Source organism: Streptomyces sp. NBC_00203, assembly GCF_045206325.1.
GTDB lineage: Bacteria > Actinomycetota > Actinomycetes > Streptomycetales > Streptomycetaceae > Streptomyces > Streptomyces lutosisoli.
Genome location: NZ_CP108126.1, coordinates 1,052,759 through 1,068,095, shown reverse-complemented (window position 1 = coordinate 1,068,095; position 15,337 = coordinate 1,052,759). Strand labels below are relative to the sequence as shown.

Below are 15,337 nucleotides of genomic sequence, written 5' to 3'. Positions count from 1 at the left end.
AGCCATTTTCGCAGGAGCCGGCCACGGGGGAAGGGTGGAGGCGGTGCCGGCTCAGCCGGCGGTGTGGGGCGCGGCCGGCCGGCGGTCGCTCGTGGCCCAGAAGGAGAGGAAGCGCAGGCCCTCGTACGAGGGCGTGCCGGGCTCCGCGGACCAGATGACGAGCTGCTGGTCGGGGTCGGTGCTGCAGGTGAGGGTGTCCCAGTCGAGGACGAGTTCGCCCGCGACCGGGTGGTTGAGCGTCTTGGTGCCCACCGTGCGGGCCGCCACATGGTGGGCTCCCCACCACTGCCGGAAGTGGGCGTCCTGTACCGACAGCTCGCCGACGAGGGCGGTCAGCCGGGGATCGTCGGGATACCGTGCGGCTTCCCTGCGCAGCTTGGCGACCGTGCCCCGGGCGACGCCTTCCCAGTCCGCGTACAGCGACTTCATCGCGGGATCGGTGAAGAGCAGCCGGACATAGTTCCGCTTCTTCTCCGGAATGTTCCCGAAATCGGTGACCAGGGCGGCGGCCAAAGGATTCCACGCCAGAATGTCGTCACGGCGGCCCAGAACCATTCCCGGGGTGGCCGTGAGATCGTCGAGCAGCCGCTGCAATTGCGGCTGGACTTTCTGCACGGAACGCCTGCGCGGCCGTCCCGCTTCCTTTCCGGCCAGCTCGAACAGATAGTCCCGCTGATCGTCACCCAGGTGCAGTACACGGGCGATGGTGGCCAGCACGGGCGCGGACGGCCGCATGCGGCCCTGCTCCATGCGGGTGTAGTAGTCGGTGCTGATGGCGGCGAGCAGGGCGACCTCCGCACGGCGCAGCCCGGAGGCCCGCCGGGGGCCGCCAGTCTGGCACCACCTCTCCGTCCTGTGAGGGGGAGAGTTCTCTCCCTGGATGTTCTTCTCCCGGGATGGAATTCTCCTCTTTGCGGGCTCACGCGACGGTGGCAATGTCGGTGATGCGGCCGGTGGTGTGAACGGTCCACGAAAGGCAATCGTCCGAACAGGCGTGACTGCTTTTCGCACTTGTTTCGGCATTCCCCCAGCACCCGCGTCGCAGCACGTCACAGTACAGAAAGACAGAGACCCCATGGAACTGTTGAAGCCGCCCCCGACCATGAAGCTGCCCGCCGACTGGTTCACCGGTGACGCGTACGCCGATGTCATCTACCGGGGCCAGGAGCCCTCCCGGGCCCGGGCGAACATGGTCCGCTTCACGCCGGGTGCCCGCACCGCCTGGCACTCCCACGGACTGGGCCAGACCCTCTACATCGTCGAAGGCATCGCCCTCATCCAGTCCCGCGGCGGCGACATCCTCGAAGCCCACCCCGGCGACGTCATCCACACACCCGCGGGTGAGGAGCACTGGCACGGCGCCGCCCCCGACCAGTTCATGAGCCACATCGCCCTGTGGGAAGGCGACGACGTCAACTGGCTCGAACACGTCACCGACGCGGACTGCGGCGGCAAGCGCGTCAGCACCCGCACCCGCCCCTGAGCCCCCTCATGAGCTGAGACACCACCATGCGCGCAACCATCATCCACAAGCCCGGTGACATCCGTATCGAGGACGTCCCCGAGCCGAAGATCCTCAGGCCCACCGACGCGATCATCCGCACCGCCGCCACCTGCGTCTGCGGCTCCGACCTGTGGGACTACCGCGGTATCAACCCCGTGGACGAGCCCCACCCGATGGGCCACGAGTACGTCGGCGTCGTCGAGGAGGTCGGCGGCGAGGTCACCTCCGTCAAGCCGGGCCAGTTCGTCGTCGGCTCGTTCGCCACCTCGGACAACACCTGTCCGAACTGCCGCAACGGATACCAGTCCTCGTGTGTGCACCGGGAGTTCATGAGCACCTGCCAGGCCGAGTACATCCGTGTCCCGACGGCCGACGGCACCCTGGTCGCCACCCCGGACCAGCCGGCCGACGACCTGATCCCCAGCCTGCTGACGCTGTCCGACGTCATGGGCACCGGCTGGTACGCGGCCGTCGCCGCCGAGGTCGGGCCCGGCTCCACGGTGGTCGTCGTCGGTGACGGCGCGGTCGGCCTGTCCGGGGTCATCGCCGCCAGGGAACTGGGCGCCGAACGCATCATCGCGATGAGCCGCCACGCGTCGCGGCAGCGGCTCGCGACCGAGTTCGGCGCCACCGACATCGTCACCGAACGCGGCGACGAAGGCATCGCCCGCGTCGAGGAACTCACCGGTGGCATCGGCGCCGACTCCGTCCTGGAGTGCGTCGGCACCCAGGAGTCCATGCTCCAGGCGCTGCGTTCCACCCGCCCCGGCGGCAACGTCGGTTTCGTCGGCGTCCCGCACGGCGTGGCCATCGACGGCCAGGAACTGTTCTTCTCCCACGTCGCCCTGCGTGGCGGCCCGGCGCCCGTGCGCCGCTTCCTGCCCGACCTCATCGACCGGGTCCTGGACGGCCGTATCAACCCCGGCAAGGTCTTCGACCTGACCCTCCCCCTCGACGAGGTCGCCGAGGGCTACCGCGCCATGGACGAACGCCGCGCCGTCAAGGCACTGCTGCGCCCCTGAACGCCCTGCACACAAAGGCCGGGCCCGTGGGTCCGCAGGCCCGCGCGCCCGGCCCGGAAAGCCGCCCTCGCGACGGGTACCGTCAGCCAGAGGTCACCCGGACCCGCACGACCCGGAGGAAACATTGACCACCATCGCCGTCATCGGAGCGGGACCCGGTCTCGGAGCCGCCGTCGCCCGGCGGTTCGGCCGCGAGGGGTACGACGTCGCGCTCATCTCCCGCGACCGGGAACGGGCCGATGCCCTCGCCGCCGACGTGACCGGGGAGGGCATCTCGGCGCGCGGCTTCGCCGCCGACGTACGCGATCCGAAGGCCCTCGAAGCCGCCCTGGACGCGGCCACCGCCACCCTGGGCCCGATCGAGGTCCTGCAGTACAGCCCGGTCCCGCACCGGGACTTCATGCGGCCCGTCCTGGAGACCGGCCCCGCCGACCTGGTGGGCCCGATCGAGTTCTCCGTCTACGGGCCGGTCGCCGCCGTGCGACAGGTGCTGCCCGGTATGCGCGCTCTCGGCCGCGGCACCATCCTCTTCGTCAACGGCGGTACCGCCGTGGTTCCGCACCCCGAACGCGCCGGTACGTCGATCGCCTTCGCCGCCGAGAGCGCGTACGGTCATCTGCTGCACGACACGCTCGCCGCCGACGGCATCCACGTCGCGCAGCTCATCATCCCCGGCGCGATCATTCCCGGTCACCCGAGGAAGGACCCGGCCGCGCTCGCGGAGACCCTGTGGAGCATGCACCAGGACCGGCACGGGTTCCGGCACTTCGCCGACGACCTCGACAGCTGAACCCCTCGGCTCCGTCCTTCTGACGCCCAGGCGTCAGAAGGACGGAGCCGAGGCGCCGTTCGGTGCGGAAGCCGACGGACCGTCGCTCGGCACCGGCCGGCGGGGGGCGTTCTCGGGCGCGAGCATGTCGAGCAGGACGATCGCCTCGTACTCGGCGGTGCCCGGTTCGGCGTAGTAGGTGATCAGGCGGTGGCCGGGGGTGCCCTCCAGTTCCATCGACTGGTAGCCGAGGGTGAGGTCGCCGACCTCGGGGTGGTGGAACGTCTTGCGCCCGTGGGTGCTCCCCCTGACGTCGTAGCGCTCCCACAGACGCGCGAACTCCGGGCTCTTCAGCAGGAGTTCACCGGCCAGCCCGGCCAGGTCGGGGGCGTCGGGGTCGGTGCCCGCCAGGGCGCGCAGCCGGGCGACGCAGCCGCGGATCTGGTGGTCCCAGTCGTGGAACAGCTCACGGGCCGCGGGGTGGAGGAAGACGTAGCGCGCGATGTTGCGCTGTCTGAGCGGCCAGTCCTCCATACCGGGGAGCAGCCGGAGCCCGGCGGGGTTCCAGGCCAGCAGGTCGTTGGTGCGGCTGACCACATGCGAGGGGCCCGGCCGCAGGCTCTCCAGCAGGAGTCTGACGCCGGGCCGTACAGCACGGCTGGGCGCGGCCGGCGGTTCGGGCGCGCGCCGGGCGGCGAGGGCGGCCAGGCTGCGCAGGTGCTCGTGCTCGGTCTCCTCCAGCAGGAGGGCGCGGGCCAGGGCGTCGACCACGGACGGGCTCGGGCGGGTCTCCTTGCCGCGCTCCAGACGGACGTAGTAGTCGATGCTGATCCCGGCCAGAGTGGCCAGTTCCTCACGGCGCAGCCCGGGCGTACGGCGCAGGCCGGCGCCGGCCCGCAGGCCGGCCTCCTCGGGGGTCACCCGGGCCCGGCGGGCGCGCAGGAAGCGCCCCAGCTCAGTGCCGTTCTGCTGCTCACTCTTCATGGCTTCCAGTGTGGCGGCGCCGTGACCTGTGCGGCAGGCGCGTGGGGGGCCCTGTCGCACCCCGGAACACGGCTCCCCGGCACAGCGCGGTCTGCCACGCGGCGAGCCCGGCGGGGAGGGTCGGTGCCGTGGGAGATCTCTTCTACACGCATCCGAACAACGTACGGACGTACCGGAGGGCTACCGGGCGATGGCCGGCGGCGAGGCCCTGAAGGTCCTCATCCAGCCCTGACCGCACCCCCTGGTCACGAACGGCCGCATCCGGACAGGCGCTGTCGACAAGGAAGTCACCCTCGTGGACGCCGATGGGGAGCGCGATGAAGCGGTCAAGGCCGCGTACCGTGCGAAACGCGGACATTATTCCGCGCGTGTCGCCAGGCCATCACCACTCCCGAGGCGAGCTCCGCCGCGACGCGGATCGTCCCGAACCGACCAAGCCCCCTACCCCCAACGGCAGTTCCACCAGCAGTTCCACCAGAAACACAGGACCGGAGAACCATGCTCACCGTCAACGCCTACGCCGCGACCTCCGCGACCGAACCGCTCACCCCGACCACCGTCGAGCGCCGCGACGTCGGCCCGCACGACGTCCTCATCGAGATCAAGTACTGCGGCATCTGCCACTCCGACCTCCACAACGTCCGCGGCGAATGGGGCCCGGCGACCTACCCCCTGGTCCCCGGCCACGAGATCGCCGGCATCGTCACCGAGGTCGGCTCAGAGGTCACCCGGCACGCCGTCGGTGACCGGGTCGGCGTCGGCTGCATGGTCGACTCCTGCCGCGAGTGCGTCAACTGCCGCAAGGGCGACGAGCAGTACTGCCTCAAGGGCAACACCCTCACCTACGGCTCGATCGACAAGGACGGCACGCTCACCCAAGGGGGCTACTCCACCCATGTCGTGGTGACCGAGGACTTCGTCGTCAACATCCCCGAGGGCATCGGCCTCGACGAGGCGGCCCCGCTGATGTGCGCGGGCATCACGACCTACTCGCCGCTGCGCCGCTGGGGCGCGGGCCCCGGCAAGCAGGTCGCCGTCATCGGCCTCGGCGGACTCGGCCACATGGCCGTGAAGATCGCCCACGCGATGGGTGCCGAGGTGACCGTCCTGTCCCAGTCGCTGAAGAAGATGGACGACGGCCTGCGGCTGGGTGCCGACCACTACTACGCCACCAGCGACCCGACCACCTTCGAGCAGCTGGGCGGCACCTTCGACCTGATCGTGAACACGGTCAGCGCGAAGCTCGACCTCGACGCCTACCTCGGGCTGCTGGCGGTGGGCGGCGCCATGGTCAACGTCGGCGCTCCCGCCGAACCGCTCTCCCTCAGCGTCTTCTCGCTCATCATGCAGGGCCGTTCCTACGCCGGTTCGCTCATCGGCGGCATCCGCGAGACCCAGGAGATGCTGAACTTCTGCGGCGAGCACGGCATCGGCGCGGAGGTCGAGGTCATCCCGGCCGACAAGATCAACGAGGCGTACGAGCGTGTCGTCGCCTCCGACGTGCGCTACCGCTTCGTGATCGACACCGCGACGCTGGCTTGACCATGGCCGGCTCCGGCTTTGACCACCCCGTACGAGGCGCCCCCGACCCCTCGTGCGGGGTGGACCTACAACGGCCGCTTGACCAGGAGAAACACCGTGCTCGCACTCGAACTCGTCGTGGTCCTCGGCGTGGCGGTGCTGGTGGGCAACGCCGTCGGGCAGCGCTTCCGCATCGCCCCGCCCGTCCTGCTGCTCGCCGTCGGCGCGCTGCTGGGGTTCATCCCGGCGCTGCGTGAGGCGCATCTGCCGCCGGAGGTGGTGCTGCTGCTCTTCCTGCCGGTGCTCCTGTACTGGGAGAGCCTCACCACCTCGCTGCGCGAGATCCGCAGCAACCTGCGCGGCATCGTGCTGCTGAGCACCATGCTGGTGATCGGCACCGCCGGAGCCGTCGCGGCGGTGGCGCACGCCCTGGGGCTCGGGTGGGGACCGGCGTGGGTGCTCGGTGCGGCGGTCGCGCCCACCGACGCCACCGCCGTCGGGGTGCTCGCGAAGGCGCTGCCGCGCCGCAACGTGACCCTGCTGCGCGCCGAGAGCCTGGTCAACGACGGTACAGCGCTGGTCATCTACGGGCTCGCCGTCGGCATCACCGTCGGCGAGGAGCACCTGAGCGCGCTGCACGTGGGCGGACTGTTCCTGCTCGCGTACGGCGGTGGGGCCGCGGCCGGCGTGGTGACCGCCTGGTTCGGCATCCGGGTGCGTCGCGTCTGCGACGATCCGCTGCTCGGCAACGTGGCCACGATCCTCACCCCCTTCACCGCCTATCTGCTGGCCGAGCTGATCCACGCCTCCGGTGTGCTCGCCGTCGTGGTGGCCGGGCTGATCATGAGCCAGGCGGGGCCGCGCTTGGTGGGGGCCGCCACCCGCCGCCAGGCGGAGGAGTTCTGGTCACTGGCGACGTTTCTGCTCAACGGCGCCCTGTTCGTCCTCGTGGGCGTGGAGGCGCAGTCCGCCGTCCGCGGCCTGACCGGCACTGACCTCACCCACGCCCTGATCGCCGTCGGGGTCGTGTCGGTGGTGGTCGTCGCGGTGCGTTTTGCCTTCCTGTTCACCGTTCCGTACCTGATCCGCCTCCTGGACCGCCGTCCCGAGCAGCGGCTGCGCCGCATGGGCTACCGCCCCCGGGTCGTCAGCGCGATGGCGGGCTTCCGGGGCGCGGTGTCGCTCGCCGTGGCGCTCTCGGTGCCGATGACGCTCGACTCGGGCGAACCGTTCCCCGACCGCGACACGATCGTGTTCGTGACGTCAGGGGTCATCGTCATCACGCTGGTGGTGCAGGGCCTGCTGCTGCCGGGCGTGGTGCGCTGGGCCCGGCTGCCCCGCGACACCTCCGTCCAGGAGGAGCGATTCCTCGCCGAGACCACCGCCACGGAGGAAGCGCTCAAGGCGCTGCCGGAGCTCGCGGCCGACCTCCACGTCGCCCCGGAAGTCGTCGCACGCATGCGGCACGAGTACGAGACCCATCTGCTCGTGGTCCGCGCCGACGGCGGCGAGGCCGACGACGAGGAGGTGCTGCGCCACGACCGCCACTACACCGCGCTCCGCCTCGCCCTCCTCTCCCACAAACGCGCCACCGTGCTCCGGCTCCGCGACGAACTCCGCATCGACGACACCGTGTTGCGCCAGGTCCAGAGGCAACTCGACATCGAGGAGGTACGCCTGTCCCGGCGCGAGACGGTCGAGTGATCGGCGCCTGAACGGGCGTTCCAGCGTGTTCGATCGACCGTGTGAGACGGGCAGAATCATTCGTCGTACGGATCGACTCGGCACCCCCGTCAGGAGAACCCGGTGGACACCTCACCCGTCACCCCGCACCGCATGGACCCCGCAGGCGGCTGCCCGCACGCCGACAACGCGCGGCTGCTCGCGCGGGGTGCCGTCGCGCCGGTGGTGCTGCCCGGTGAGGTGGAGGGCATGGCGGTGCTCGGGCACGACGCGCTGAAGGAGTTCCTCGCGCACCCCGATGTCGCCAAGGGGGCCCGGCACTTCACCGCGCTGAGCGAGGGGCGGATAGCGGCCGGGTGGCCGTTGCTGACCTTCGCCACCGTGCGGGGGATGACGACCGCCGACGGCGAGGACCACCGGCGGCTGCGGTCCCTGGTGAGCAAGGCGTTCACCGCGCGCAGGGTCGAGGAACTGCGGCCCTGGATCGAGGAGTTGACGGAAGGACTGCTCGACGGCCTGCACCGGGCGGCCGAGGAGGCGGGCGGAGTCGCCGATCTGCGCAGGCACTTCGCGCTGCCGCTGCCGATGGGCGTCATCGGCGAACTGCTCGGAGTCGATGCCGAATACCGCGACCGGCTGCACCAACTGTCGAACCAGGTGGTCGCCACCGACATCGGCCCGGAGCAGGCCGTCGCCGCGAACCGTGAGCTGGTGGCCGTACTGGGCGCCGTGGCCACCGCGCGGACCGAGGAACCCGGCACCGACCTCACCAGCGCGCTGATCGCCGCCCGCGACGAGGAGGGCGACCGGCTCAGCCAGGAGGAGCTCATCGGCACCCTGGTACTGATGATCATCGCCGGGCACGAGACCACGCTGAACCTCATCACCAACGCCGTACGGGCGTTGTGCGGCCACCGGGATCAGCTGGACCTGGTCACCAAGGGCGAGGCGAGCTGGGCGGACGTGGTCGAGGAGACGCTGCGCTGGGACGCGCCCGTCAGCTACTTCCCGTTCCGGTATCCGGTGCGGGACCTGACCCTCGACGGCACCGTGATCCCCCAGGGCACACCGGTCCTCGCCGGGTATGCGGCCGCGGGGCGCGACCGGGCCGCGCACGGACCGGACGCCGACCGCTTCGACGTCACGCGCCCCGGCAGGACCGGCGCCGCCCGGCACCTCTCCCTCGGGCACGGCGCCCACTACTGCCTCGGCGCCCCACTGGCGCGCCTGGAGGCCACCATCGCCCTGGAGCGGCTGTTCACCCGCTTCCCCGACCTCGAACTCGCCCTCCCCGAGGCGGAACTCTCCCGCCACTCCAGCTTCGTGGGCAACAGTGTGCGAGCGCTTCCGGTGCGGCTGGGGACCTCCCGCCGCTGACCCCGCGCATACCAGCCATACGACACCGCGATGGCCCTGAGCTGACCCTTTTCTTGTTCTCGCCAAACGCCGTACCTACGCTTCCACCACCGCACACCGGCGGCACTGGACAAGGGAACGGCAATCATGGGTCGACTGGCCGGAAAAATCGCTTTCATCAGCGGGACGGGGGCTGGAATAGGGCGGGCCGCGGCTCAGATATTCGCTGCGGAAGGCGCCACCGTATTCGGCTGTGACATCGACTCCGATGCCGCTGCCGAAACGGTGGAACTCGTCGAGAAGGCCGGCGGAGTCATGCAGTCCCTCGCGCCGGTGGACCTCTCCACCGAAGCGGGTGCACGGGAGTGGATCGACGCGGGGATCGCCGCCTTCGGCGGGATCGACATCCTCTACAACAACGCCTCCGCCCTGCGGAACGGGCCGTTCGAGACCATGCCGGCCGAGGACTGGTACTTCACCATCAAGAATGAGCTCGACATCCCGTACTTCTGTACGCAGGCGGCCTGGCCGCATCTGATCGCCCGCGGCGGCGGAGCCGTCCTCAACGTCGCCTCGGTGGCCGCCGTGCGGGGCGCCCCCTTCATGCCGATGGTGCCGCACGGCGCCGCCAAGGGCGGGGTGCTGGCGATGAGCATGCACCTGTGCGCGGCCGGCGCCCCGCACCACATCCGCGTCAACACCATCGCCCCCGGCATGACCCGGACATCCGCCACCGCGCCCTTCCTCGACGACCCCGACGGTCCGAAGGCGCAGCTGGAGGCGCGGATCCCGGTCGGACGCGTGGGGCAGCCCGAGGACATCGCCCGTGCCGCGGCCTTCCTCTGCTCCGAGGAGGCCGCGTTCGTCAACGGCGCCAACCTCATGGTCGACGGCGGCGACAGCGCGATGGCGGGCTGAGCGCCGGTGAACACACGACTCGACCACGTGGGCGTCAACGTACGCGACCTGCCCGCGCTCACCGCCTGGTACAAGGACGCCTTCGGACTGAAGAGCGTCTTCGAGTTCGCCCTCGAAGGGCCCGGCCTCAGCGGCGTCGTCCTGGAGCATCCGCACGGCTGGCGCATCGAACTCCTCGCCAGGCCCGGATCCACGCCCGGACTCCGGGCGCCGGACCCGCTGACCGCCGCCCTCACCGAGGGATACGGACACTTCGCGGTCACCACCCCCGAACTCGACCCCGTCCACGCGGCCCTGGTGGCCCACGGAGCGGGCGAAGCCATGCCGCCGGGACCGTCCCCCGAGCCGGGCATCCGCATGGCCTGGGTCACCGACCCCGAGGGCAACCTCATCGAACTGATAGAGCGCAGCACCAATTTTTCCAAGTGAGAAATAGCCCGAGTGAGATGGAGTGCGGGATGACGAATCTCGTGAAAAGGCTCGACAGAGGCACGCTGATAGCCTGCTGCCTCGCAGTTGCCGCCGCGCAGCTGTGTATTACCGTTCCGTCCCCCATCAATGGAGAAATCCAGGCCGCCTTCGGGGCGTCGGGTTCCCAGGTGGCCTGGGTCACTTCCGCTTTCATTCTCCCCACCGCAATTCTTGAACTGAATTTCGGTGTGGTCGGAGATCTCTTCGGCCGAAAGCGCCTCCTGGTGCTCGGCGGACTGGTTCTCGCCCTCGGCGAGCTTCTCAACGCCACCTCGCAGAACATCACGATGATGTGGACCGGCCAGGCCCTGGCGGGCGTCGGTGCCGCCGCGCTCTTCCCCAGCTCCCTCGCGGTCATCGCGGCGGCCACTCCCGACGGGAAGGACCGTGCGAAAGCGGTCTCCACGTGGGCGCTGAGCATCTCCCTCGCCTCCGCCGTGGGGCCCCTGTCCTCCGGCATTCTCGCCACGGTCGCCGACTTCCGCTGGGCGTTCGTGCCGCCGGTCGTGCTCGGCCTGGTGGTCGCGGGCGCGTGCTGGAAGCTGGTCACCGACTCCAAGGCTCCCGAGGGCCGCAGCCTGGACTGGCCGGGCCAGATCACCATCGCCGTCGGCCTCACCGCCCTGCTCTGGGGCATCATCGAGGGCGGTGAACGCGGCTGGAGCAGCGCGGCGATCGTCGGCTCGCTGTCCCTGGCGGCCGTGGCCCTCGTCGGATTCATCGTCGCGGAGACCCGCTCCGCCTCGCCCATGTTCAACCTGGACCTGCTGAAGATCCCGTCGTTCGCCGCGGCAGCCGTCGTCGCCCTCGCCGGAATGTTCGGGTTCATCGGCACCGCGTACTGCGTCTCGATCCGGCTCGGCGCGGTGATGCACCTGAGCGCGCTGCGGGCCAGCATGCCGTTCGTGATCCTCCAGCTGATCCCGCTGCTGCTGGCGCCGGTGCTGAGCAAGATGCTCACCCGCGTCGACGCCCGCTGGCTCCTGATGGGCGGCCTGCTGCCGATGGCCGCCGGACAGTTCTGGATCGCCGCGCTCCCCATCACCACGACGTCCCTCGCGGCCTTCATCGGCCCGGTGCTGCTGCTCGGCATCGGCTTCATCTGCGTGGTGTCCTCGCTGACCTCGGCGGCCGTGAACGCCGTACCGATCGAGATGACCGGTATGGCCAGCGGTGCCACCAGCCTGGTCCGCGAGTTCGGCCAGGGCCTCGGCCCCGCCGTGATCAGCACCATCGCGATGAGCGCCGCGTCCTCGGCCCTGGTGGGCAAGCTCAGCGGCGCGGACGCGGGCATGGAGGCGGCGGCCGGACCCCTCGCGGTCGTCAACGCGGGCAGCGCCCAGGCCAAGGCGGCCGCCCAGACCGCGCTCGGCCACGGCATGGCCCTCGGCGTCCTGATCTGCGGCTGCGCCTCCCTGTTGGGCGCGGCGGTCACCCTGCTGCTGGTGCGCAAGAACACCGCCCGTGCGACGGTCGGCGCCACCAGTGAGACGGCGGTGCAGGCGGCGTCCGCGTAGCACGCGACACCCACGCGAACGCGAAGGGGCCGGGGCTGATGCCCCGGCCCCCTCGCGTGCTCCCGTCCGCCCGCACGTGAAAAACATTTCGAGGCCTGTCGAATCGTCGTGACCCCGTTCGTCGGTGCGGTGTAGGAAGCTCATGAGCACCGGGAGGAACCATGAAGTACATGCTGCTGGTCTGCGGCGACGACACCGCCGACGCCTCGGGCATGGCACCCGTCGAACCCTGGGTCGAGGAGCTGGGCGCCGAGCGCGGCGTGCGGCTGCACGGGCACCGGCTGCGGCTCCCCGCCGACGCGGTCACCGTGCGGGTGCGCGACGGTGAGGTGCTGCGCACCGACGGGCCGTTCGCGGAGACGAAGGAGTACGTCGCCGGCTACGACATCCTCGAGTGCGACAGCCTGGAGGAAGCCGTCGAGGCGGCCGCCAAGCATCCCGTGGCGTCCATCGGGGCCATGGAGGTGCGCGCGTTCTGGGACGACGAGGACACCGAGGGGGAGATCCGCCGCCTCGACGCGGAGCTGACCGCCGCCGCCCGCGAGCGCGACTTCGACCGGGCGATGGCCTGCTACGCCCCTGACGTCGAGGTCTTCCACCCCGTGAGCGGTCTCGAACAGCGCGGGATCGACGCCCTGCGCAAGGCGGAGGAGTGGTGGTGGGCGACGCTGGTCGGACCCGTGGAGCGCGAAGTGCTCGACTTCCGCGTCCGGGTCGACGAGAGCGTCGCGTTCAGCCACGCGCTCGTACGGATGCGGGCCACGCTCGCCGGCGGCGACTCGCTGGACACCACGGCACGGGTGACCACCGGCTACCGGGCCGCCGGCGACAAGTGGCAGATCGTCCACCAGCACACCTCGGTCCCGTTCGACGCCGGAATCCAGGGAGACCCGGAGAGCCGGTCATGAAGTACGTGTTCTTCATCTGCGCCCCCGTCGGCGGCGAGGAGCTCAGCCCCGAGGAGATCGCCGACGACCTCCGCTACACCTCGTACATCGACGAGGTCCGCGGCCGCGACGTGGTGAAGGGCGGCGCGCGACTGCGGCCGGCCACCGACGCCACCACCGTGCGCGTCCAGGGCGACGAAGTCCTGCTCAGCGACGGTCCGTTCGTGGAGTCCAAGGAGTACGTCGCGGGCTTCGACATCATCGAGGTCGCCGACCTCGACGAGGCCATCGCGCTCGCGTCCCGGCACCCGGCGGCGCTGGGCGGCGGCTCGGTGGAGGTGCGGCCGGTCTGGGAGTGAACGACGACGGCGTCGAGGAGGCGGTCGCCGCCGCCTTCCGCGAGGAATGGGGCCAGGTCGTCGCCACCCTGATCCGGGTGACCGGCGACTGGGACCTCGCCGAGGAGTGCGCGCAGGACGCCTTCGCCCAGGCACTCGACCGGTGGTGGCGCGACGGAGTACCGCGCCGCCCCGGCGCCTGGCTGACCACGACCGCGCGCAACCGCGCCCTGGACGTGCTGCGCCGGGAGGCGGTCGGGGCGGTGAAACTGCGGGAGGTGGCGGTGCTGGCGCGGGACGAGGGGCCGTACGACCCGGAGTACGACGGCGACGACAGCGGGGTCCAGGACGACCGGCTGCGGCTGATCTTCACCTGCTGCCATCCCGCGCTGCCCATCGAGGCCAGGGTCGCGCTGACCCTGCGCACCCTCGCGGGGCTGACCACACCCGAGATCGCCCGCGCCTTCCTCGTCCCCGAGGCGACGATGGCGCAGCGCCTGGTCCGTGCCAAGCGGAAGATCCGCAACGCCGGCATCCCGTACCGTGTACCGCCCGCACATCTGCTGCCCGAGCGCACGACGGGTGTGCTCGGTGTGGTCTACCTCCTGTTCAACGAGGGGTACGCGGCCACGTCAGGCGCCGACCTGGTGCGGACGAACCTGTGCGCGGAGGCGATCCGGCTGGCCCGTGTGCTGGCCCGCTTGATGCCCGACGAGCCCGAAGCGCTGGGTCTGCTCGCACTGTTGCTGCTGCACGACGCCCGGCGCGGCACACGGGTCGACGCGGCGGGCGAGCTGGTGACGCTGGAGGACCAGGACCGTACGGCCTGGGACAAGGCAGCCGTCGACGATGGCGCCGCCCTGCTGGAGACCGCCCTGCGCCGCGGGCGTCCGGGCCCGTACCAGATCCAGGCCGCCATCGCCGCCTGCCACACCACCGCCGAGACGGCAAAGGACACGGACTGGGCCGACATCGCGGCGCTGTACGGCGAGCTGGAGCGCTTCGTGCCGTCCGCCGTGGTGCGCCTCAACCGGGCGGTCGCCGTGGGCATGGCCGAGGGCCCGGAAGCGGGGCTGGCGAGGGTGGCGGAGCTGGAGGCGCAGGGCGAGCTGGACGACTACCACCTACTGCCCGCCACGCGCGCGGACCTGCTGCGACGTGCCGGGCGCCCGGCGGAGGCGGCGGAGGCGTACGCCAGGGCGCTGGAACTGGTGGAGAACGACGCCGAGCGACGCTTTCTGGAGAGACGGCTCGCGAAGTGCCGAGCGGAGTGTCGATCGGCGTAGGGGCCCTTCGTCGGTGGGGTGAAAGCACCTCACGACACCGGAGGCTCCCATGACCACCCTCGTGCCCACGCACCGCACCCGCACGATCCTCGCTCTGCTGCCTCCCCGGCTCCGGAGGCCGATGCGCCGGACACCCGCCACCCCACCCGAGTCGGTACCGCACGGGCCGGCCGGTGACGGACCGGGCGCCCCGGACGTCTGGCTCGCGGGCCTGCGCCTCGGAGGCTGACCGATGAGCGCCACCGTCACCACTTCCGGCCCCCGCACGGTCACTGCGAATCGAGCGCGTTCGTGATCGCCTTCACCCCGCCGTGCGCCGAGTAGCCGCCGTCCACGGTGATCTCGGCGCCGTTCACGTACGACGACTCGTCCGAGAGGAGGTACACGACCAGCGGGGCGACCTCGTCGCAGGTGCCGGGGCGGCCCTGCGGAGTCATCGAGAGGTGCGCCTGGGTGAAGACGGGGTTCGCGGTGGCCATCAGCGGGGTCTCGATGTAGCCGGGGTGGATCACGTTCGTACGGATGCCACGGGGCGCCAGCTCCAGAGCGGCCACCTTGGACAAGCCGCGCAACGCCCACTTGCTGGCCGTGTACGCGACCGCGTGATGGGCGGTGAGGCCCGCGACCGAACCGACGTTGACGATGGAGGAGCCCTTGCCCATCAGGGGGGAGAGGGCCTGGATGCCGAGCATCGGGCCGGTGGTGTTCACGGCGAACGCCCGGTTCCAGTCGGCGAGCTCGACCGAGCCGAGGCGGGCGCGCATCGGGATTCCGGCGTTGTTGACGAGGCCGTGCACCCCGGAGAGCGACGCCGCGAGGTTCGTCCAGTCGTCCGGGGACGACACGTCCAGGTGCTGGTAGCGCACGTCGAGGCCGTCGGCGCGCAGGGAGGCGGCCAGCTTCTCGCCCGGTTCGTCGAGGACGTCCGTCGCGACGACCGAGGCGCCCTCGCGGGCCGCGGCGGTCACCTCGGCGGCTCCTTGGCCCTGCGCGGCTCCGGTGATGACGACGGTGCGACCGGCCAGGCGCGTGCGGCTCACGGCTTCCTCCAGGGGGTACGGGATGCGGGTTCCCGCACCAC

Annotated in this window: 16 protein-coding genes; 13 read left to right on the top strand and 3 right to left on the bottom strand. The window is 71.0% G+C overall.

Annotated features, from left to right (window positions below; translation table 11 throughout):
• Positions 1-51 precede the first annotated feature (51 nt).
• Positions 52-882, bottom strand: coding sequence for a helix-turn-helix domain-containing protein (locus OG975_RS05140; protein WP_406336149.1), 831 nt, complete (start codon positions 880-882; stop codon positions 52-54).
• Positions 883-1,075: 193 nt separating this feature from the next.
• Between OG975_RS05140 and OG975_RS05135 the strand changes: the two genes are divergently transcribed.
• The 3 genes from OG975_RS05135 to OG975_RS05125 all read left to right on the top strand — a co-directional run bounded on the left by OG975_RS05135 (position 1,076) and on the right by OG975_RS05125 (position 3,316).
• A complete protein-coding gene (locus OG975_RS05135; protein WP_406327751.1) occupies positions 1,076-1,483 on the top strand; it encodes a cupin domain-containing protein in 408 nt (135 codons plus the stop codon).
• 26 nt (positions 1,484-1,509) lie between these two features.
• A complete protein-coding gene (locus tag OG975_RS05130; RefSeq protein ID WP_406327750.1) occupies positions 1,510-2,526 on the top strand; it encodes a zinc-dependent alcohol dehydrogenase family protein in 1,017 nt (338 codons plus the stop codon).
• A 124-nt stretch (positions 2,527-2,650) separates the two neighbouring features.
• Complete coding sequence (locus OG975_RS05125; protein WP_406327749.1) at positions 2,651-3,316, top strand: SDR family NAD(P)-dependent oxidoreductase; 666 nt, start codon at positions 2,651-2,653, stop codon at positions 3,314-3,316.
• 33 nt (positions 3,317-3,349) lie between these two features.
• Here OG975_RS05125 and OG975_RS05120 read toward each other — a convergent pair whose 3' ends face one another.
• Positions 3,350-4,279, bottom strand: coding sequence for a helix-turn-helix transcriptional regulator (locus OG975_RS05120; protein ID WP_406327748.1), 930 nt, complete (start codon positions 4,277-4,279; stop codon positions 3,350-3,352).
• 498 nt (positions 4,280-4,777) lie between these two features.
• Here OG975_RS05120 and OG975_RS05115 point away from each other — a divergent pair, with 498 nt between their 5' ends.
• The 10 genes from OG975_RS05115 to OG975_RS05070 all read left to right on the top strand — a co-directional run bounded on the left by OG975_RS05115 (position 4,778) and on the right by OG975_RS05070 (position 14,485).
• Complete coding sequence (locus tag OG975_RS05115; protein WP_406327746.1) at positions 4,778-5,821, top strand: NAD(P)-dependent alcohol dehydrogenase; 1,044 nt, start codon at positions 4,778-4,780, stop codon at positions 5,819-5,821.
• Positions 5,822-5,899: 78 nt separating this feature from the next.
• Positions 5,900-7,504, top strand: coding sequence for a Na+/H+ antiporter (locus OG975_RS05110; protein ID WP_406327745.1), 1,605 nt, complete (start codon positions 5,900-5,902; stop codon positions 7,502-7,504).
• 102 nt (positions 7,505-7,606) lie between these two features.
• A complete protein-coding gene (locus tag OG975_RS05105; RefSeq protein ID WP_406327744.1) occupies positions 7,607-8,860 on the top strand; it encodes a cytochrome P450 in 1,254 nt (417 codons plus the stop codon).
• A 126-nt stretch (positions 8,861-8,986) separates the two neighbouring features.
• Positions 8,987-9,757: an SDR family NAD(P)-dependent oxidoreductase gene (locus OG975_RS05100; RefSeq protein ID WP_406327743.1), complete on the top strand. Its 771-nt coding sequence runs from the start codon at positions 8,987-8,989 to the stop codon at positions 9,755-9,757.
• A 6-nt stretch (positions 9,758-9,763) separates the two neighbouring features.
• Positions 9,764-10,186: a VOC family protein gene (locus OG975_RS05095; RefSeq protein ID WP_406327741.1), complete on the top strand. Its 423-nt coding sequence runs from the start codon at positions 9,764-9,766 to the stop codon at positions 10,184-10,186.
• Positions 10,187-10,203: 17 nt separating this feature from the next.
• Entirely contained in the window at positions 10,204-11,745 is a 1,542-nt protein-coding gene (locus OG975_RS05090) for an MFS transporter (RefSeq protein ID WP_406336148.1), read from the top strand.
• 161 nt (positions 11,746-11,906) lie between these two features.
• Positions 11,907-12,653 carry a nuclear transport factor 2 family protein gene (locus OG975_RS05085; RefSeq protein WP_406327740.1) on the top strand — a complete coding sequence of 249 codons (747 nt, stop codon included), beginning with the start codon at positions 11,907-11,909 and terminating at the stop codon, positions 12,651-12,653.
• On the top strand, positions 12,650-12,991 hold the full coding sequence (locus OG975_RS05080; protein ID WP_406327739.1) for a YciI family protein: 342 nt from the start codon (positions 12,650-12,652) through the stop codon (positions 12,989-12,991). The genes OG975_RS05085 and OG975_RS05080 overlap by 4 nt, the downstream gene beginning before the upstream one ends.
• Positions 12,988-14,256, top strand: a complete 1,269-nt coding sequence (locus OG975_RS05075; RefSeq protein ID WP_406327737.1) for an RNA polymerase sigma factor — start codon at positions 12,988-12,990, stop codon at positions 14,254-14,256. The genes OG975_RS05080 and OG975_RS05075 overlap by 4 nt, the downstream gene beginning before the upstream one ends.
• Positions 14,257-14,305: 49 nt before the next feature.
• Positions 14,306-14,485 carry a hypothetical protein gene (locus OG975_RS05070; RefSeq protein ID WP_406327736.1) on the top strand — a complete coding sequence of 60 codons (180 nt, stop codon included), beginning with the start codon at positions 14,306-14,308 and terminating at the stop codon, positions 14,483-14,485.
• Between the two features lie 40 nt (positions 14,486-14,525).
• On the opposite strand, the gene OG975_RS05065 is transcribed toward OG975_RS05070, so the two are convergent.
• Positions 14,526-15,296 (bottom strand): SDR family NAD(P)-dependent oxidoreductase, encoded by a 771-nt coding sequence (locus OG975_RS05065; protein WP_406327734.1) that lies wholly within the window; start codon positions 15,294-15,296, stop codon positions 14,526-14,528.
• Positions 15,297-15,337 lie beyond the last annotated feature (41 nt).